An 18926-nucleotide genomic window follows, 5' to 3' on the forward strand; every position below is an offset into this window, starting at 1 on the left:
TACGGCCGAAAACCGCTGGTCGATCGGCCCGTCTTGGCCGGTCGGTGCCCCGGAGCGCGTGCGTCCGGTGCGGCATGATGGGGCGCATGGGGACCGAGGGCGCCGACTTCCGTGTGATCGCGGGCCGTTACCGCCTGGAGGCACGCATCGGGCGCGGCGGCATGGGCGTCGTGTGGCGGGCGAGCGACCAGCTGCTGGGCCGCCGGGTCGCGGTGAAGGAACTCCTTCCGGACGACTCGCTGGCGGAGGAGGACGCACGGCGCCGCCGTGACCGGACCTTCCGCGAGGCCCGCGCGGTCGCCCAGCTGCGTCATCCGCACATCATCGTGGTGCACGACGTGGTGGAGCAGGACGACCGCCCTTACCTGGTCATGGAGTTGATCGACGGCGGCTCGCTGGCCGACCGGATCGCGCGGCGGGGACCGGTGGACGCCGCCGAGGCCGCCCGGATCGGCATCGCCCTGCTGAGCGCGGTGCACACCGCCCATCAGGCCGGGGTGCTGCACCGGGACATCAAGCCCGCGAACGTCCTGATCGAGGCCGGCACCGACCGGGTCGTCCTCACCGACTTCGGCATCGCCCAGGTCGCGGGCGCCACCACGCTCACCGAGACCGGCTCGTTCGTCGGCTCGCCCGAGTACACCGCGCCGGAGCGGATGTCCGGCCTGCGCACCGGGCCGGAGTCGGACCTGTGGTCGCTGGGCGCGCTGCTGTGCACGGTGCTCAGCGGCGAGTCGCCGTTCCGGCGGGACTCGCTCGGCGGGATCCTGCACGCGGTGGTCGCCGCCGACATCCGGCCACCCGAGCAGGCCGAGCCGCTGCTGCCCGTCGTACGGGGCCTGCTGGAACGCGACCCCGACCGGCGGCTCGGCGCGGCGGAGGCCGAGCGGATGCTGCGTACGTACCTGGAGACCGGGCACACCCCCGACGCGGCGGGCGCGTCCGGCACCCCGAGCGGCGGGCGCGGTCACCGGATCGGCGGGGCCCGGGCGGCGAAGGCCCCCGCGCCGTACGCGCCGACCCAACCGGACCTGCCGCGCGGCGCCGTGCCGCCGCCCGGCGCGCCCCGGCCGCCGGAGCAGCCGGCGGCGCGGTCGTCCACGCGCGGGCTGCTGGTCGCGGCGCTGCTCGTCGCCGCGCTCGCGGGCGCGGGCGTGTCGGCCGCGGCGCTGCTGCTGAACCGGGACGGGGGCGGAGGCGGCGGCAGCCCGGGCGGCACCGCGACGACCCCGGCGACCGGGACCGGCACGAGCACGGCTGCCTCCCCGTCGGGCACGGCGACACGCCCGAGCGGGTCCGCGCCCTCCACCGCCCGCACCGCGCGCACCAGCGCCGCGCCCTCCGGCTACCGCACGGCCCGGGATCCGGCCGGTTTCTCGCTCGCCGTCCCGGACGACTTCACCCGGAGTCCGCAGGGCGAGCGGGTGTTCTACGTTTCGGCGGGGGAGACCTTCCGCCTCGGCATCAGGGTCGCCGTGCCCGAACCGGGCGGCCCGCAGGCGGTGATGAACCGCTCGGCCGCCGACGGGGCGTCCACGAACCCCGGTTACCACGACGGCCGGGTCGTCCGGACCACGCACGGCGGACACCCCGCCGCGCTCTGGGAGTTCACCTGGGACGGCTTCAGCGCCGCGGAGGGCCCCCGCCACACCTACGACCTGTGCTGGGAGGAGGCCGGGCGGCTGTACGACGTGTGGGTCTCGGCGCCGGTGGGGAAGGTCCGGGAGGCACGGGAGTACTTCGACGTCGCGGTCGACACCTTCTCGGTCACGGGTTCGTGACCGGTTCGCACTCCCTGTGGCTGCGGGCGCGCGTGGCGCGATATGGATGATGCATGAGGGCAGCGGCCCGGACCGGCGAGCGACCTGTGGTCCCTGGGCGTGCTCCTCTACACGGCCACCGAGGGCGTCTCGCCGTTCCGGCGCAGCAACACCCCGGCCACCCTCCAGTCCGTCCTCAACGCCGCCCCGGCACCGCCCGCCGTCTCCGGCCCGCTGGCCGAGGCCGTGGGCGGGCTGCTCCAGAAGGACCGGGCGCACCGGCCGACGGCGGACCGGGTGCGCGCGCTGCTCACGGAGGCGGCCCGGCCGCCGGCGCCCCCGGTGCCCACCGAGCCCGTCCGGGTGAGCGCCCCCGAGGCCGCGCGCCGTTCCCGCCGTCCCGGCCTCCTGGTCTGGCTGGGCGTGGGCGCGGCACTGGTGGCGGCCGCGGTGACGGCGTACCTCGTCCTGGCCGATCCCTTCGCGGGCCCCATGCCCGACGGCTGGGCCAGGCGCCCGGAGGCAAGGCTCGGCGCCACGCTCGCCGTTCCCGCCGGCTACCAGGTGAGCCGCCCCGGCAAGGACGACACCGACAAGAACTGGGTGACGTACTCCGACTTCAGCGGCGGGGTCTGGGTCACGCTGGACCTGGCCCGCAGGTCGCAGGACTCCCTGCACGAGATCAAGAACAGCGCGCGCTCGCAGATGTACGCGGACGACGAGCAGTTCCGCGGCGAGGGCGAATACACCCTCGACATGCCCAAGGGCGCGCGGACGCACCCGGACGACACGGCCACGTACCACGGCAGGCAGACCGCGCGGAACACCGTCGACTACGTCACCGACGACAGCGAGCACCCGCGGCCGCGCGAACTGCAGATCTTCTACTACCGCACCGGCGCCGTCGCCCACTTCTCGGGCGCCGGCGCCGTGGAGGTGCGCGAGGGGGATGGCGGTTTCACGCTGCACCGTTGGGTCGCGTGAGGGCCCCCCTTCGACAACGGCGTGGTGCGCACGGTACTCATGTGACATGACTGAAGACGGCGAACACCCGCCCGACGCACGTCTGATCGGCGGCCGCTACCGGCTGGCCGGGCGCCTCGGGGCGGGCCCCGCCGGGACCGTCTGGCGCGCCCTGGACGAACAGGGCCGGGGACAGGTCGCCGTCAAGGAGCCGCTGCTGCCGGGCGATCCGGCACAGGACGAGGAGAGCCGGCGGCTCGCCCACCGGCTCTACCGGGAGGCCCGGGCCGCCACCCGGGTGCGGCACCCCTCCGCCGTCACCGTGTACGACGTCGTCACCGAGGCCGGGGTCCCCTGGATCGTCATGGAGCTGGTGGCGGGCGAGTCCCTGCACGAGGCCCTGCGCCGGGGGCCCCTCCCGCCCGCGGAGGCCGCCCGCATCGGGCTCGCCGTCCTCGGCGCCCTGCGGGCGGCCCACGCCGTGGGCATCGTGCACCGGGATCTGAAACCGGCCAACGTCCTGCTGGAACCGGACACCGGCCGGGTCGTCCTCACCGACTTCGGCATCGGCGACGGGCGGACGGGGGAGCCGCCCGCCGGGTTCGTCGCGCCCGAGCGGGCGGCGGGGCCCGGCGCGGGGCCGGCCTCCGACCTGTGGTCCCTGGGCGCCCTGCTCCGCGCCGCCCTCGGGGACGCGGACCCCGGCCCGCTGGGCCCGCTCCTGGACCGGCTGCACGACGAGGAACCGGCGGCCCGGCCCGGCGCCGCGCAGGTCGCGGCGGCCCTGCGCGCGTACCTCGGGCTCCCCGGCGTACCGGACGAGCCGGAGCCGGCGGCCGGGCCGCCACTCACGGAGGCCACCACCGCCACGGCCCCGCCGACTCCCGGTCAGGCGGTTCCCGGTGCCCCGCCGAGTCCCGGCCCGGCCGGTCCCGATGGCCCGCCGGTTTCTGACCCGGCCGTTCCCGAGCCGCGTCGCCGCACGCCGCGCACCGCCCTCGGGCTGCTCCTCGCGAGAAAAGCCGGAGCGGAGTGATCGTCCGCCTTCCCGGGGTGCCAACGCCCTGATCAGCACATTCGCTGCCAGTGATCACTGGCAGTGTGTGAGCACTCGGTGAATCCCCGTTACCGACGGGTACACAAAGGCTCCGCCGCGGCATACCCTGCGCGTCATGACGGACACGCAGGCCCCGGACATCGCCGGTACCAACCCCCTCGCGCCCGCCCCCGAGGGCGCGCGCACCGCCGCCGACGTGGTCACCCCGGAACTGGTGGCCCAGCTCACCAAGGGTGTCGTCGGCTCCGGCCGTACGGCCAACCACACCCCGTTCACCGGCGAGAAGCTGGCCGACCTGCCCGAGTCCACCCCGGAGGACGTCCTCAGGGCGTTCGAGGCGGCCCGTGCCGCCCAGGCGGTGTGGGCGAGGATCCCGGTGCGTCAGCGGGCGGCCGTCCTGCTCCGCTTCCACGACCTGCTCCTGGAACGGCAGGCCGAGGTCCTGGACCTCGTCCAGCTGGAGACCGGCAAGGCCCGGCTGCACGCGCACGAGGAGGTGCAGGCCGTCGCCGTCGCGGCCCGCCACTACGGCCGCCGGGCCGCCGCCTACCTCAGGCCGAAGCGGCACGCGGGCGCCATGCCCACCCTGACCAAGGTCACCGAACTCCGGCACCCGCGCGGGGTCGTGGGCCAGATCGCGCCCTGGAACTACCCCCTTGAACTGTCCGTCGGCGACGCGCTGCCCGCCTTCGTCGCGGGCAACGCCGTCGTGATGAAGCCGGACACCGAGACCTGCCTCACCGCGCTGTGGGCCCGGGACCTGCTCATCGAGTCCGGGCTGCCCGAGGGCGTCTTCCAGGTGGTCCTGGGCGACGGCCCCGTCGTCGGCCCCGAGGTGGTCAGGCACGCCGACTACGTCTCCTTCACCGGCTCCACCCGCACCGGCCGCGAGGTCGCCCAGGGCGCCGCCGCCCGCCTGGTCGGCGTCTCCCTCGAACTCGGCGGCAAGAACGCCATGCTGGTGCTGGACGACGCCGACATCGAGAAGGCCGCCGCGGGCGCCGTGCGCGCCTGCTTCTCCTCCGCGGGCCAGCTCTGCATCTCCATCGAGCGCCTGTTCGTGCACGAGGACGTGGCCGACGCCTTCCTGGAGCGCTTCGCCGCCCGCACCCGGGCCATGCGGCTCGGCAACTCCCTCGCCTACGGTGCCGAGATGGGCTCGCTGGTCGGCGAGCGCCAGCTGAAGACCGTCGAACGGCATGTGGAGGAGGCCGTCGCCAAGGGTGCGAAGGTGGTCGCGGGCGGCAGGGCCCGCCCCGACATCGGCCCCTACTTCTTCGAGCCCACCGTCCTCGACGGCGTCGAGGACTCCATGGCGGTGTGCGAGGAGGAGACCTTCGGCCCGGTCGTGTCGGTCTACCGCTTCAGGACGGACGATGAGGCCGTCGAGCGCGCCAACGCCACGCCGTACGGCCTCAACTCCTCCGTCTGGACGCAGAACGCCCGCCGCGGCCGCGACGTCGCCGCCCGTCTGCGCACCGGCACGGTCAACGTCAACGAGGGCTACGCGCCCGCCTACGGCAGCGTCCAGTCCCCGATGGGCGGCATGAAGGACTCCGGTCTCGGCCGCCGCCACGGCTCGGAGGGCATCCTCAAGTACACGGAGGCCCAGACGGTCGCCCAGCAGCGCCTGCTGCCGATGGCGCCCTCGCTGGGCATGACCGACGAGAAGTACGCCCAGTTCATGAGCCGCAGTCTCCGCCTGATGAAGGCATTCCGGTTCCGCTAGTAACACCCGTTCTCAACGAGGAGAGCACGTGTCGCAGGAGAAGTCTGTCCAGGCCCGGGACGAGGACGGGTACGACTACGACGTCATCGTCGTCGGTTCGGGGTTCGGCGGCTCGGTGACGGCCCTGCGCCTGACCGAGAAGGGATACCGGGTCGGCGTGCTCGAGGCCGGCCGCCGCTTCACCCGCGACGCCCTGCCGAAGAACTCCTGGGACCTGAAGAACTACCTCTGGGCCCCGAAGCTCGGCATGTACGGCATCCAGCGCATCCATCTGCTGGGCAACGTCATGGTCCTCGCGGGCGCCGGCGTGGGCGGCGGCTCGCTCAACTACGCCAACACCCTCTACGTGCCGCCGAAGGCGTTCTTCGACGACCCGCAGTGGCGGGGGATCACCGACTGGCAGGAGGAGCTGAAGCCGTACTACGACCAGGCCCAGCGCATGCTCGGCGTGCGGCTCAATCCGACGATGACGCCGTCCGACGTGCATCTGAAGGCGGCGGCGGAGCGGATGGGCGTCGCTGACACCTTCCACCTCGCCCCCGTGGGCGTCTTCTTCGGCGACGGCAAGGACGCGGACGGAGCGGCCACGGCGAAGCCGGGGGCGCCGGTGGCGGACCCGTACTTCGGCGGGGCCGGACCGGAGCGCAACGCCTGCACCGAGTGCGGCGAGTGCATGACCGGCTGCCGGCACGGCGCGAAGAACACCCTCAACGAGAACTACCTCCACCTCGCCGAGCGGGCGGGCGCGGTCGTGCACCCCATGACCACGGTGGTGTCCGTCACGGACGACTCCCGCGGCGGGTACGCGGTGGCGACCCTGCCGACGGACCGGAAGAAGAAGGGCACGGGCCGGCTCTTCACCGCGCGCAGGGTCGTCCTCGCGGCCGGCACCTACGGCACGCAGACCCTGCTGCACCGCATGAAGGCCGGTGGTCAGCTGCCGTACCTGTCCGGCCGGCTGGGCGACCTGACCCGGACCAACTCCGAGGCGGTGGTCGGCGCGCAGACCGACGACCGCCGCTACCGCAAGGCGCACGGCACGCCGAAGGCCGACTTCACGCGGGGCGTCGCGATCACCTCCTCGATCCACCCGGACGAGAACACGCACATCGAGCCGGTCCGCTACGGCAAGGGCTCCAACGCGATGGGCGGCATGTCGATCCTTCAGGTGCCGTACGCCGAGGGCTCCTCCCGGGCGCTGGCCTGGCTGGCGAACGCGGCCAGGCACCCTGTGCTCGTGCTGCGCTCCCTCTCCAACCGGCGCTGGTCGGAGCGGACGATCATCGGCCTGGTCATGCAGTCCCTGGACAACTCGCTGACGACGTACCTGAAGCCGGACGGCGTCGGCAAGGGCCTGCTCACCGCCCGGCAGGGGCACGGCTCGCCGAACCCCAAGCAGATCAAGGCCGCCACGGACGCCGCCTCGGCGCTCGCCACGGAGATCAACGGTTTCCCGGGCAGCAACGTCGGCGAGCTGATGGGCACCCCGCTCACCGCGCACTTCCTCGGCGGCTGCCCCATCGGCGACTCCGCGGAGACGGGTGTGATCGACCCGTACCACCGGCTGTACGGCCACCCGGGCATCTCGGTCGTGGACGGCGCCGCGGTCTCGGCGAACCTGGGCGTCAACCCGTCGCTGACGATCACCGCGCAGGCCGAGCGGGCGATGTCCTTCTGGCCGAACAAGGGCGAGGAGGATCCGCGGCCGGCGCCGGGCGCGGCGTACGAGCGGCTGAAGCCGGTGGAGCCGCAGGCCCCGGCGGTCCCGGAGAAGGCGTTCGGCGCGCTGCGGCTGCCGCTCCTGGGGATACCGGCGGTCCCGCCGAAGAAGTGAGCCGAGCCCGTCCGGCCCGCAACGGCGGAGAGAGTTCGGTGAAGGGGGCCCGGTGAACGGGGCCTGGCCAAGAGGGACCTGCATCCCCCTCCGAAGGCAGGTCCCTCTTTACCGTTCTCTTGATTCGCAGGTTTGATCAGCGAAAAGGTCCAAGGGTTGCCCGGATCTCGCCGGAATCTCAGTGAAGTGCGTCACATGAACAGGCCGCCGGTGCGCCGCCGCGCGTCCGGGTGCGGGCATGGCGAAGGGCCCCGCGGGAGTGAGGCCGCGGGGCCCTTCCTTTCGTCAGCACCGACGTCAGGGCAGCGCCGGTGCCGGGGGCGCGGCGCCGGGGGGTGCGCCGCTGGTTCGGGTGGTCTCCACCTGTGACGGACGGGCGGTACGACAATGCCGGTGTCTGCGCGGGGACTTGGGGGCTTCTTCGCATCGTGCTGGATGGGCAAGGCATCCGCAACCGTTCGACCCGGCACTGGTGCATATTTGCAGTTTTCCGCCGGTCGGCCCCGGGCGTCCCCGGAGCCGACCGTTCTCTTGGGTGACCGGGCTGCTGTCCCCTGCCGTCCGGTCACTTCCTGGAACGAGGTCCCACGGCGTACGGCACGACCCGTACGCCTCATCGCTCCAGCGAGCCACGCGTGGTTCTGTCGGGCCCGCCCCTGGCTGGCACGGACACCCCGCTCAACGAAGCGGTGCGCGGGCCGGTCACGCGCCGTACGGGTGAGAGCGGGACCGAACTCAGATGCGACCCCGGCACAGCTCGAGCAGCGTCATGGCGAGCGCGGTGCCGGGCTTGCCGAGCGCATCGCGGTAGTGGCCGAGGATCTCCATCTCGCGGGACAGGCTGACCCGCCGGCCGCCGGAGGCGATACGGGTCTGCTGGACCACGGCGGAGACCGCCATCCGCTCCTGGATCAGGCCGATGATCCGGTCGTCGAGCGCGTCGATGCGCTCCCGGGCCTCGGCGATGGTCGCTTCCGGGGTCGTGGTGGTCATGTCGGGGCTCCTCGGTCGGGAAGGGTGGATGCCCCCGAACGGCAGGACCCGGAACAACGACAGGCGCCCCGGGCCTTGTCGGCCCGGGGCGCCTGGGAAGTCGCTCGGCGTTTCAGCTCAAGCAGCACGACCATGGCAGCCGGCGGGCCGGGTGCCATAGGTAAAGACGAACGTCGAGTGCTGGAGCATGGGGCCAGTATGCCACGGTGAAGTTCGAGGAGGCCCCTTCCGCCCGCACCGTTAGACTCGGTAGCACAGACCCCCGCCCGACCACCAGAAGGCACCCCGTGTCATCAGCGACTCCCACTGCCGCCACGTCCGACACCGTCCTGGTCGTCGACTTCGGTGCGCAGTACGCCCAGCTCATCGCCCGTCGCGTCCGCGAGGCGCGGGTCTACAGCGAGATCGTGCCGAGCACCATGCCGGTCCAGGACATGCTCGCCAAGAACCCCGCGGCGATCATCCTGTCCGGCGGCCCCTCGTCGGTGTACGAGGAGGGCGCGCCCCGGCTCGACCGCGCGATCTTCGAGGCCGGCGTCCCCGTCTTCGGCATGTGCTACGGCTTCCAGCTGATGGCGCAGGTCCTCGGCGGCACCGTCGACAACTCCGGCGCCCGTGAGTACGGCCGCACCGACCTGCACGTCTCCCGGCCGTCCTCCACCCTCTTCGAGGGCACCCCGGACGAGCAGCACGTGTGGATGTCGCACGGCGACGCCTGCTCCGCCGCCCCGGAGGGCTTCACGGTCACCGCGTCCACGGACGTCGTCCCGGTCGCCGCGTTCGAGAACGACGACAAGAAGCTCTACGGCGTCCAGTACCACCCCGAGGTCATGCACTCCACGCACGGCCAGCAGGTGCTGGAGCACTTCCTGTACCGCGGCGCGGGCCTGCAGCCGACCTGGACCACGGGCAACGTGATCGAGGAGCAGGTCGAGGCCATCCGCGAGCTGGTCGGCGACCGCCGCGCGATCTGCGGCCTGTCCGGCGGCGTCGACTCCGCCGTGGCCGCCGCCCTGGTGCAGAAGGCCATCGGCTCCCAGCTGACCTGCGTGTACGTCGACCACGGACTGATGCGCAAGGGCGAGACCGAGCAGGTCGAGAAGGACTTCGTCGCGGCCACCGGCGTGCAGCTGAAGGTCGTCGACGCCGAGAAACGCTTCCTCGACGCGCTCGCCGGGGTCAGCGACCCCGAGGAGAAGCGCAAGATCATCGGCCGTGAGTTCATCCGCGTCTTCGAGCAGGCGCAGGCCGAGATCATCGCCGACGAGGGCCCGGCCGTGGAGTTCCTGGTCCAGGGCACCCTGTACCCGGACGTGGTCGAGTCCGGCGGCGGCACCGGCACCGCGAACATCAAGTCGCACCACAACGTCGGCGGCCTGCCCGAGGACCTCGAGTTCAAGCTGATCGAGCCGCTGCGCAAGCTCTTCAAGGACGAGGTCCGCATGGTCGGCCAGGAGCTGGGCCTGCCGGAGGAGATCGTCCAGCGCCAGCCGTTCCCGGGCCCGGGCCTCGGCATCCGCATCGTCGGCGAGGTCACCAAGGAGCGCCTGGACCTGCTGCGCGACGCCGACGCCATCGCCCGCGAGGAGCTGACCGCGGCCGGCCTCGACCGCGACATCTGGCAGTGCCCGGTGGTCCTGCTCGCCGACGTGCGCAGCGTGGGCGTCCAGGGCGACGGCCGCACCTACGGCCACCCCATCGTGCTGCGCCCGGTGTCCTCCGAGGACGCCATGACCGCCGACTGGTCCCGGCTGCCCTACGACGTCCTCGCCCGCATCTCGACCCGGATCACCAACGAGGTCCGGGACGTCAACCGGGTAGTGCTCGACGTGACCTCGAAGCCGCCGGGCACCATCGAGTGGGAGTGATCCCCTAGGGCCTGTCTGACGATTCCCGTCTGCCGCGCGACGCCACGCACGCCGAGAGCACGCACCTGACGCCGCGCGGCCGCCCTTCGGGCGACGACGCGCATGGTCAGACAGGCCCTAGGCCCGGCGGAGCGTGCGCACCGGCTCCCCGGGCCGCCAGACCTGGACGACGAGCCAGGTGTCGTCCTCGACGAAGGTCCGCACGACCTCCGTCAGCTCGGTGCGGAAGAGGTGGAACGGCTGCGGCGGTTCCACCTCTTTCACGTACGCGTCCTTGGTCCCGCCCGCCCCGACCTCGTACGCCCGCCCGCCGATCCGCACGTCCCCGCCGGCCATGCCGGTGCCCTCGCCGGGGTTCGCCTGGAGCGCGAAGCGCGGATCGCGCAGCAGGTCGCGGGCCTTCAGCGAGTCCGCCATCATGCCGAGCCACAGCTCGCCGCCCCGGAAGTCCACCTCCAGACCCGAGGTGCGGGGCGAGCCGTCCCGGCGGAGCGTGACGAGGACGTGGTGGCGGAAGGCGCCGAAGCGCTCCTCGACGGTCCGGGCGAGGCCGGGCTCGGCTTCGGTGAAGGCTTCCCAGTTCATGCCGGCCAGTGTTCCGCCCAAACCCGACATCTTCTGTCGCCTTTGGGGCCTGCGCGCCATCTTTACAGAACAGCTCTGCCCTTTTGGGCTGACCGACGGTAACTTCCGGGCCGTACCGCACTACCAGCGCTGGAGGACCGATGCACGGGCCCACCCCGCCGCTGCCGCTGCCCACCGACCAGCTGCAGTTCGCCATGCCGCCGATGCACGACTCGGTCGAGGACGAGCGCCGGCACCGCAAGGAACGGCTCGCCGGAGCCCTGCGGATCTTCGGGCGAAGCGGGTTCGAGGACGGCGTCTCCGGGCACATAACCGCCCGCGACCCGGAGTTCACCGACTGCTTCTGGGTCAACCCGTTCGGGATGCCCTTCAGGCACGTCACCGTGAGCGACCTGGTCCTCGCCAACCAGGACGGGCAGGTCGTCGAGGGCCGCTACCACGTCAACCAGGCCGCCTTCACCGTGCACGCCCAGGTCCACGCCGCCCGCCCGGACGTCGTCGCCGTCGCCCACTGCCACTCCGTGCACGGCCGCGCCCTCGCCGCGCTCGGCGAGCTGATCGACCCCATCACCCAGGAGAGCTGCGCCTTCTACGAGGACGTGGCGCTCTACGACGCCTACAGCGGCGTCACCGTCGACGCCGAGGAGGGCCGCCGGATCGCCGGCGCGCTCGGCTCCCGCAAGGCGCTCGTGCTGCGCAACCACGGGCTGCTCACCGTCGGCGACTCGGTGGACGCGGCGGCCTGGTGGTTCCTGTCCATGGAGCGCTCCTGCCAGGTGCAGCTCATGGCCAAGGCCGCCGGCCGGCCGGTCCTCATCGACCACAAACAGGCCACCGCCACCCGAGAGCAGCTCGGCGGCGACCTGGTCGCCTGGATCAACTACCAGCCGCTGTGGCAGGACATCAGCCGCAGCGAACCCGACCTGCTCAGCTGAAGCCCCTCAGCACGGCCGCCTTGGTGATCGCGAACTCCTCGTCCGTGAGCACCCCGTCCCGGTGCAGCTCACCCAGCTCCCGGAGCCGCCGCAGCAGTACGTCGTGCCGGTCGGATCCCGCCGGTACGAGGTGCTGCTGCCCGTCCCGGCCCCCGTACCCGTCGCCGCGCGTGGAGGGGTGCGGCAGCCGGGCGGTGACGGCCGCCGCGACGAGCGCGGTCAGCAGGTCGCGCCGGACGCTGCCCCACAGGTCCAGGGTGTAGGGGTCCCGCTCGGGCGGCAGCTTGGAGAACGCCGTCTCCCGGGTCACGAACCGCAGGAAGCCGTCCTCGTACCCGGAGTTGGGCAGCCACTCCACCTGCACCAGATCGCCGAGCGCGACGATCCGCGGGCCGGTCGCGCGCTTGACCCGGTCGGAGGTGTCGGCCCAGTCGATGCGGACCTGTCCGCCGTCGAAGGAGACCGTGCCGTCCGAGGACCGCACCGACACCGGCACCGGCGGACCCGGCAGCAGATAGCCGCCCGTGGGCTCCTTCGGGACCTGGTCGAGGAGCAGCGCGTGCCGGATCTCCTCGGCGACGTACTCCGCGACCCCGCCGCGGTCCGTGTCCACCGTCAGCCGGTAGGGGTCGGCGGCCTCCGGCAGCCGGCCGCCGGTGGCCTGCAGCAACGGGTCGGCGCCCTCGCGCAGCCGCAGCCGCAGCCGGCCGCGCTTGCGCTCGGGTTCGTAGCCGACGCCCGAGACCGCCTCCAGCGGGACGGAGACCTCCCCGTACGTCTGCCGGAACAGCGGCACGGTGCGGTGCAGCCCCGGGGTGATCCGGATCGTGCTGCCGTCGAAGGCCCAGGTCCCGTCCCGCTGGATGATCTCGGCCATGGGCACATTCTCGCAGTCGGGTCAACACGGCGGCCGGTACTTCACCCGCCACGCCCCCGCCCCACCGCGCCCGGCCCCTTGCCGTACGGCACAATTCGCTGTCGACACAGGGGAGTTGCACGGCCGCGGGACGGCTCACCGAGGGGCCGGCGGCCGTGCCGCGATGTCGTGGGGAAGGCGGGCGTCGGGCGTGGCGGTGCAGGAGGCGCGAGGAGGCACGGGTGCCGAGGGGAACCACGAGAGCGGCTGCGGCTGCGGGGACTGCCCGCACGGCGCCCGCGAGGGGCACCGGAGGGCCGTGGCCGCGTTCCTGCGCCGGCGCGACGAGTTCGCGGCCGGGCAGGGGCTGCCCGCGGCCGTGGCGCACTCGGCGTCGGCGTCCCGTCAGTGGGTCTCCGAGGAACTGACCCAGCGGGCCGAGGCCGTCGCCGAACGCGGCCGCGCCGAGGGCGAGATGTGGCTCGCCCGGCTGTGGCTGCGGACGGTGTGCGTGCTGTGGGGCGGGGTCGTCGCGCTGCTGCTCGCCGAGGCGCTCACCGCGATCGGCGCCGGCTGGACCACCGCCCGCACCGCCGCCCTGCTCACCGCGCTCGCCGTCGCCGGGGCGCTGACCGCCGCCTGCTGGTTCCACCGGGCGCGCGGCGGGGCGCTCGCCCCCGTGATCGGCGAGGACCACCGGATGTCCACCTCCCGTACCGTCGCCGCCTGCTGGGTGGTGTTCGTGGTCTACGCGATCCTGCTGCTGGCCGCCCGCCTGGCCGCCGCCTCCGGCCACGCCGAACGCGACGCGCTGATCTCGGGCCTCGGCCTCGCGCGCGGCGCGGGCGTGGTCACCGTCCTCGCCGTGGTCTGCGGCATCGCCGTCCTGGTCCGCCGGGTGGTGGGCCTGCGCATCCTCGCCCAGCGGCTCCAGAAGGTGCCGGCGCACCGGCCGCGCGCCGCCGACCTGCTCACCGACGACTCCGGCCGGGGGTCCTTCGCCGACATCCAGTACCTCGCCGTCAGCGCCGTCGCCCTGCTGTTCGCCGCCGTACGGCTCGCCCGCCGCCCCGACCAGCTGCCCGACCTGCCCTGGGGACCAGCCGTCGTCGTACTGATCTCGGCCGCCACGTACCTGGCCGGCAAGTACGCCGAGGGCGGCCGTCCCGCCATCCTCTCCGTGGTCCGGGCACGCGAACCCGGCGACCTGGACGGCCCGATCCGCACCGGCGACGACATCGAGATCCGCGGCACCGGCTTCGTCCCGCCCGGAGCCCACACCGCCGAGCGGCTCTCCCGCATGGTCGTCCGCATCGGCGCGGTCGACGTCCACGTCCCCCTCGTCCCCGTCGCCGGCGGCTTCCGCAACCCCACGGACACCGTCCTGACCGTGCCCGTACCGGCCGACGTCGAGCCCGGCTCGGTGGAGGTCCAGGTGGTGACCGCGGCCGGCGTGCCGACCAACCGGTACACACTCCGGGTCACCGAGTGAGCCACTCCCGGCCGCCCGCCGCGCGATCGCCGCGCCATCCCGATAGCTCCCCACGGCCCGGGCCGAAAGCCGAACGTCCGCCGTCTCCCGCAGCATGTCCCGCACGAGGGTGCGAAATCCGGAAAAAACCCCGGTTGGGGATTGAACCCATCCCCCTTGTCATACGTATCGTCCAAAGAGGGCAGACACGGCGGTGAAAGGCGGCTGGCAACGATGACTCACGGCATTCGCACGGACACGCACACCACCCGGCTCGCCGGTTACCGCGACTGGAGGGACACCGCCACCCACTACTCCCTGCTACCCCTCCGGATCTTCCTCGGAGTGACCTTCATCTACGCCGGTCTCAACAAGATCACGGACAGCACCTTCCTGAAGACCGGCGGCGCCGGCTCGATCGGCGACACCATGCGCGCGGCCCGCGACTCCGCGGCCGTCCCGGCCCTGATCGACATGGCCCTGAAGAGCCCGGTCGGCTTCGGCTTCGGCATCGCCCTCGGGGAACTGGCCGTCGGTATCGGCGCCCTGGTAGGGCTCCTCGGCCGGCTGGCGGCCCTCGGCGGCGCCCTGATCTCGCTCAGCCTCTGGCTGACGGTGAGCTGGGCGACGACCCCCTACTACTACGGCAACGACCTCATCTACATGATCGCCTGGCTGCCCCTGATCCTCGCCGGCGCACCCTATCTCTCCCTGGACGCGGCCTGGCGGGCCCGCCGCCGGCAGCGGGCCGGCGGTTACCGCTAGCCTCTTTCGGCGCCGCCGCGCCCCCGTATGCCCCGGGCGACGGCGGCCGTGAGGCCGGCCAGGCACAGGCCGCCCACCACCAGCGGGACGACCGCGAACCACGGCGTCTCCCACAGACCGGCCGCGTCCCCGGCGAACACGGCACCCGTGGCCGTGAGGAACAGCCCGGCGACCAGCCTCCCGGGCTGGAACTCATGACGCAGCACGGCTGACCTCCACCTCTCCCACTCCGACCCCGAGCCTCATGTCGAGGGTCCCGGCGTTCCCGGCGCCCTTGACCGGCGCCAGCGTCACGTCCCGGTGCCTGCCCGGCTGCACGTCCACGTCCCTCCCGTTCTGCCCGGGCAACCGGATGTCGCCCACTCCCACGTCGATGTTCATCCGCAGCGTCGCACCGGCCGGCACGATCACCTTCAGCCTGCCCGCGCCGACATGGGCGTCCGTGGTGACCGTCTGCCCCTTGGCCGGGTGCACCCGGGTCAGGTCGAGCGTGCCCCGGCCCGTGCCCAGGTCGTACTTCGGCAGCACGTCCGCCGTCGCGGAGGGCGTCCAGGAGGTGTCCTTCCAGTGGGTCGTGATGTCCCGGGGCATGGCCACCGCACCGGCCAGCAGTGCCGCCGTGACGATCGCCAGGAACACCGTCCCCGCGCCCGTCCGGCCAAGGAACGAGCTGACCATGACGCCCAGGCCGAACACCGCCAGCGCACAGGCGAGGCCGGTCTGGAGGCTGGCGCCCAGCGGGTGCGTGTCCCAGGTCAGCCCGGTGCCCAGGCCGCCCGCGCACAGCGCCAGCAGGAACACCCAGCCGCCGATCCAGCGCGGTCCGCGCGGTCTCGGGGGCGTGGGGCGCGGCGCCTGTATGGATCCGGACCCGGGATGGTGGGTCCAGGGGGTGGCCATACGGACGTCGACGGCCGAGAACAGGTCCGGCGCGTGGGCGTCGCCGGGCCCCCACAGATAGCCGGTGCCGCCGACATGGGTGCCGTCCTTGACGATCGGGTCCCGCCACCAGGAGGGGTAGCTGGTGACGACCGGCGGTGCCTGGGCCTCCGGCGGGGCGTCGGCGGCGGCCTGCGCGGCCAGCGGGTCGGGATCGGGGGCGCCCCGGCGCCGCGACCAGTACCCGGCGCCCGCGAGCAGCAGCGAGAGCACCGCCGCGAAGGCCAGCACCCCGCCGTTTCTCAGCATGGTCAGAAAGATCCCGCAGCCGACCAGGGCGAACAGCACGGCGGCCAGCGCCTGGCCGTCGACCCGGCCGGTGAGCAGCTTGCGCAGCTCGTTCTCCTCCTCGTCGTCGTACGGCACCAGGAGCCAGACGAAGCCGTAGAAGATGAGTCCGATGCCCCCGGTCGCGGACAGCACGGCCAGGGTGATCCGGAAGATCACCGGGTCCATGTCGGTCCGGCGCCCCAGCCCCGCGCACACGCCCGCGATCATCTTGTGCCGGCGGTCGCGACGGACCCGGTCGGAGCCCTCCGGCTCGTCCTGCCCCTGCTCCTGCTCGTCGTCGCCAGGGCGGCGGCCGGGGTGGGGGCCTGTGCCCGGGCTGCCGGGGTCGCCTGGGTTGCCGGCGCGGGAGCCGGTGCCGTCGCCGGCCGCTTCCGTCTCCTCCGTCGCGGCGGGCGCGGCATCCGTCGGCCCGGTGCCCGGGTCCGGGCGCGGGCCGGGGCCGGGTCCCGGACCCGTCGCGGCGTGCTCGTGATCCGTCATGCGTCCATGGTGACGGGCGTGCCGCCGCGACGGCAGTCGGGACGACCCTGGGCGAACCCTGAAATCGGCCCTGAGACGGGCGGGGGAACCGTTCGAGCGGCACAGACCGGCACGAAGCGGAGCGCCGGCCGGCCCCCCGACCCGGCCACGCGGAAGATCAGGGGCGTCTCGGGGGCCGACCCTGATGCCCTGCCCCTCCCGGCATGTGACCATCGATGCCATGCCGGAAGCCGCAAGCCTGCCCCTCGACGACCCGCGGCCGCCGCGCAAGCTCTACCGCAGCAGCGACGGACGCTGGCTCGGCGGAGTGGCGCGGGGCCTCGCCGGGCATCTCGGGCTGCCGGTCATCTGGGTCCGGCTCGCCTTCGTCGGCCTGTTCATGGCCAACGGACTCGGCGCGCTGCTCTACGCGGCGTTCTGGTTCTTCGTCCCGCTCGGTGTCGGTGGCGTCGGAGGCCACAAGCCGCCGCTGGTCGCCACCGAGGCCGCGCCGGGCGGCCGCCGCAGACTCGTGGCGCGCAAGCCCGACCGGGGCCAGATCGTCGCGCTGCTCCTCATGGTCATCGTGTCCATGGTCTTCGTGGGCAGCGTCAACCTGACCAGCGCGGCCAAGGCCTATCTGCTGCCCGCCGTGCTCGTCGCGGCCGGTGTCGCCCTCGTATGGCGCCAGGCGGACAACGCCCGACGGGCCCGCTGGGTCGAGGTCGGACGCCGCCGCCGCACCCTCACCCTGCTGCGGGCGGCCGGCGGCGTCGTGCTGGTCACGGCCGGTGTCTCGGCGGTCTTCGTCCTCCAGGGCTCGGCCGCCCACCTCGGGGCCGTCCTCCAGGCCGCGCTCGCCGTCCTCGTCGGCATCACGCTGCTCGCCGGTCCCTATCTGGTCCGGATGACCCAGGACCTGTCCGAGGAGCGCCTGATGCGCATCCGCGCGCAGGAGCGCGCCGAGGTCGCCGCCCACGTCCACGACTCCGTGCTGCACACCCTCACCCTGATCCAGCGCAACGCCGACAACGCGAACGAGGTCCGCCGTCTCGCCCGCGCCCAGGAACGCGACCTGCGCACCTGGCTGTACAAGCCGGAGGGCACCGGCAAGGACGAGGCCGACGAACCGGACACGGTCGCCGAGGCGGTCCGGCGCAACGCCGCCGAGGTCGAGGACAAGCACGGTGTGCCCATAGAGGTCGTCATAGTCGGCGACTGCACGCTCGACGAGAGAACCGCGGCACAGATGCAGGCCGCGCGCGAGGCGATGGTGAACGCCGCCAAGTACGGTGGCGAGGGCGGTGCAGTACAGGTCTACGCCGAAGTCGAGGGCAGGACGGTCTTCGTGTCCGTCCGCGACCGCGGCCCGGGCTTCGACCTCGACTCGATACCCGCCGACCGCATGGGCGTCAGAGAATCGATCATCGGCCGCATGGAACGACACGGCGGCACGGCCCGGCTGCGGGCGGTGCCGGACGGCGGCACGGAGGTCGAGCTGGAGATGGAGAGGGCGGAGAAGACGGCATGAGCGACGCGACCGAGGGGAACGGCACGGCGGGAGCGCCGGCGGCGGCCGGAACGGGCCTGCCCGCCGACGGCGGCGCGGGCGGCCGGCACGTACGGGTGGTGCTCGTGGACGACCACCGGATGTTCCGCACCGGCGTGCAGGCGGAGATCGGCCAGACCGCCGAGACCGGCGTCGAGGTGGTCGGCGAGGCCGCGGACGTCGACCAGGCGGTCACGGTGATCACCGCGACCCGGCCCGAGGTGGTCCTCCTGGACGTCCATCTGCCGGGCGGCGGCGGGGTCGAAGTGCTGCGCCGGTGCGCGGCGTTGATGGCGGACGCCGAGCGGCCCGTCCGGTTCCTGGCGCTGTCCGTGTCGGACGCGGCGGAGGACGTGATCGGCGTGATCCGCGGCGGCGCCCGCGGCTATGTCACCAAGACCATCACCGGTACCGACCTGGTCAACTCGATCTTCCGCGTCCAGGAGGGCGACGCCGTCTTCTCCCCGCGGCTGGCCGGCTTCGTCCTGGACGCCTTCGCCTCCACCGACGCCCCGCCCGTGGACGAGGACCTGGACCGCCTCACCCAGCGCGAACGCGAGGTGCTGCGCCTGATCGCCCGGGGATACGCCTACAAGGAGATCGCCAAGCAGCTGTTCATCTCGGTGAAGACGGTCGAGTCCCATGTCTCGGCGGTCCTGCGCAAGCTCCAGCTGTCCAACCGCCACGAACTGACGCGCTGGGCCACCGCGCGCCGGCTGGTCTGAGCCTTTCGGGAGGGGCCGGGCCAGATGGTCCGACTGCCGACTGCCGACTGCCGACTGCCGACTGCCGACTGCCGACTGGGGGCGGGGCCGGACCGGCTGCACTGGCCCTCTACGGGCGGGGCCGGACCGACTGCACCGGCCCTCTAC

Annotated in this window: 16 protein-coding genes; 11 read left to right on the plus strand and 5 right to left on the minus strand. The window is 73.2% G+C overall.

The annotated features are described in order from the left end of the window. The first annotated feature begins 86 nt into the window (after positions 1-86). From ACZ7FF_RS14235 to ACZ7FF_RS14255, 5 genes are all read left to right on the plus strand, one after another. Positions 87-1781 carry a serine/threonine-protein kinase gene (locus tag ACZ7FF_RS14235; RefSeq protein ID WP_470812317.1) on the plus strand — a complete coding sequence of 565 codons (1695 nt, stop codon included), beginning with the start codon at positions 87-89 and terminating at the stop codon, positions 1779-1781. 99 nt (positions 1782-1880) lie between these two features. After that, entirely contained in the window at positions 1881-2744 is an 864-nt protein-coding gene (locus ACZ7FF_RS14240; RefSeq protein ID WP_470812318.1) for a hypothetical protein, read from the plus strand. 46 nt (positions 2745-2790) lie between these two features. After that, positions 2791-3759, plus strand: coding sequence for a serine/threonine-protein kinase (locus ACZ7FF_RS14245; protein WP_470812319.1), 969 nt, complete (start codon positions 2791-2793; stop codon positions 3757-3759). Positions 3760-3895: 136 nt separating this feature from the next. Then, on the plus strand, positions 3896-5509 hold the full coding sequence (locus ACZ7FF_RS14250) for a succinic semialdehyde dehydrogenase (protein WP_470812320.1): 1614 nt from the start codon (positions 3896-3898) through the stop codon (positions 5507-5509). Between the two features lie 28 nt (positions 5510-5537). Next, the gene (locus ACZ7FF_RS14255) at positions 5538-7343 is read left to right on the plus strand and encodes a GMC family oxidoreductase N-terminal domain-containing protein (RefSeq protein WP_470812322.1); all 1806 of its coding nucleotides are present in this window, start codon (positions 5538-5540) and stop codon (positions 7341-7343) included. A gap of 735 nt (positions 7344-8078) precedes the next feature. Here ACZ7FF_RS14255 and ACZ7FF_RS14260 read toward each other — a convergent pair. Further along, the gene (locus ACZ7FF_RS14260; protein WP_470812324.1) at positions 8079-8336 is read right to left on the minus strand and encodes a chorismate mutase; all 258 of its coding nucleotides are present in this window, start codon (positions 8334-8336) and stop codon (positions 8079-8081) included. A 287-nt stretch (positions 8337-8623) separates the two neighbouring features. Here ACZ7FF_RS14260 and guaA point away from each other — a divergent pair, with 287 nt between their 5' ends. After that, positions 8624-10204 (plus strand): glutamine-hydrolyzing GMP synthase, encoded by a 1581-nt coding sequence (gene guaA / locus ACZ7FF_RS14265; RefSeq protein WP_470812326.1) that lies wholly within the window; start codon positions 8624-8626, stop codon positions 10202-10204. A gap of 117 nt (positions 10205-10321) precedes the next feature. Here the strand turns inward: guaA and ACZ7FF_RS14270 are convergent, their stop codons facing one another. Next, positions 10322-10789: a pyridoxamine 5'-phosphate oxidase family protein gene (locus ACZ7FF_RS14270; RefSeq protein WP_470812328.1), complete on the minus strand. Its 468-nt coding sequence runs from the start codon at positions 10787-10789 to the stop codon at positions 10322-10324. A 140-nt stretch (positions 10790-10929) separates the two neighbouring features. Between ACZ7FF_RS14270 and ACZ7FF_RS14275 the strand changes: the two genes are divergently transcribed. Then, positions 10930-11724 carry a class II aldolase/adducin family protein gene (locus tag ACZ7FF_RS14275; RefSeq protein ID WP_470812330.1) on the plus strand — a complete coding sequence of 265 codons (795 nt, stop codon included), beginning with the start codon at positions 10930-10932 and terminating at the stop codon, positions 11722-11724. On the opposite strand, the gene ACZ7FF_RS14280 is transcribed toward ACZ7FF_RS14275, so the two are convergent. After that, positions 11717-12601 (minus strand): DUF4429 domain-containing protein, encoded by an 885-nt coding sequence (locus ACZ7FF_RS14280; RefSeq protein ID WP_470812331.1) that lies wholly within the window; start codon positions 12599-12601, stop codon positions 11717-11719. The two genes, ACZ7FF_RS14275 and ACZ7FF_RS14280, sit on opposite strands and share 8 nt — an antisense overlap. Before the next feature lie 190 nt (positions 12602-12791). Between ACZ7FF_RS14280 and ACZ7FF_RS14285 the strand changes: the two genes are divergently transcribed. Then, positions 12792-14072, plus strand: a complete 1281-nt coding sequence (locus ACZ7FF_RS14285) for a hypothetical protein (protein WP_470812333.1) — start codon at positions 12792-12794, stop codon at positions 14070-14072. A 213-nt stretch (positions 14073-14285) separates the two neighbouring features. After that, the gene (locus ACZ7FF_RS14290; RefSeq protein WP_470812334.1) at positions 14286-14816 is read left to right on the plus strand and encodes a DoxX family protein; all 531 of its coding nucleotides are present in this window, start codon (positions 14286-14288) and stop codon (positions 14814-14816) included. On the opposite strand, the gene ACZ7FF_RS14295 is transcribed toward ACZ7FF_RS14290, so the two are convergent. Together ACZ7FF_RS14295 and ACZ7FF_RS14300 are read right to left on the minus strand one after the other, a co-directional pair. Further along, positions 14813-15022, minus strand: coding sequence for a hypothetical protein (locus ACZ7FF_RS14295; RefSeq protein WP_470812335.1), 210 nt, complete (start codon positions 15020-15022; stop codon positions 14813-14815). The two genes, ACZ7FF_RS14290 and ACZ7FF_RS14295, sit on opposite strands and share 4 nt — an antisense overlap. After that, positions 15009-16526 (minus strand): PspC domain-containing protein, encoded by a 1518-nt coding sequence (locus ACZ7FF_RS14300; protein ID WP_470812337.1) that lies wholly within the window; start codon positions 16524-16526, stop codon positions 15009-15011. Before ACZ7FF_RS14300 ends, ACZ7FF_RS14295 begins: the two co-directional genes overlap by 14 nt. A 220-nt stretch (positions 16527-16746) precedes the next feature. Here ACZ7FF_RS14300 and ACZ7FF_RS14305 point away from each other — a divergent pair, with 220 nt between their 5' ends. Together ACZ7FF_RS14305 and ACZ7FF_RS14310 are read left to right on the plus strand one after the other, a co-directional pair. Then, entirely contained in the window at positions 16747-18036 is a 1290-nt protein-coding gene (locus ACZ7FF_RS14305; protein WP_470812338.1) for an ATP-binding protein, read from the plus strand. Continuing rightward, the gene (locus tag ACZ7FF_RS14310; protein ID WP_470812340.1) at positions 18033-18779 is read left to right on the plus strand and encodes a LuxR C-terminal-related transcriptional regulator; all 747 of its coding nucleotides are present in this window, start codon (positions 18033-18035) and stop codon (positions 18777-18779) included. Before ACZ7FF_RS14305 ends, ACZ7FF_RS14310 begins: the two co-directional genes overlap by 4 nt. Positions 18780-18926 lie beyond the last annotated feature (147 nt).

The organism is Streptomyces sp. NPDC037126 (assembly GCF_055605965.1).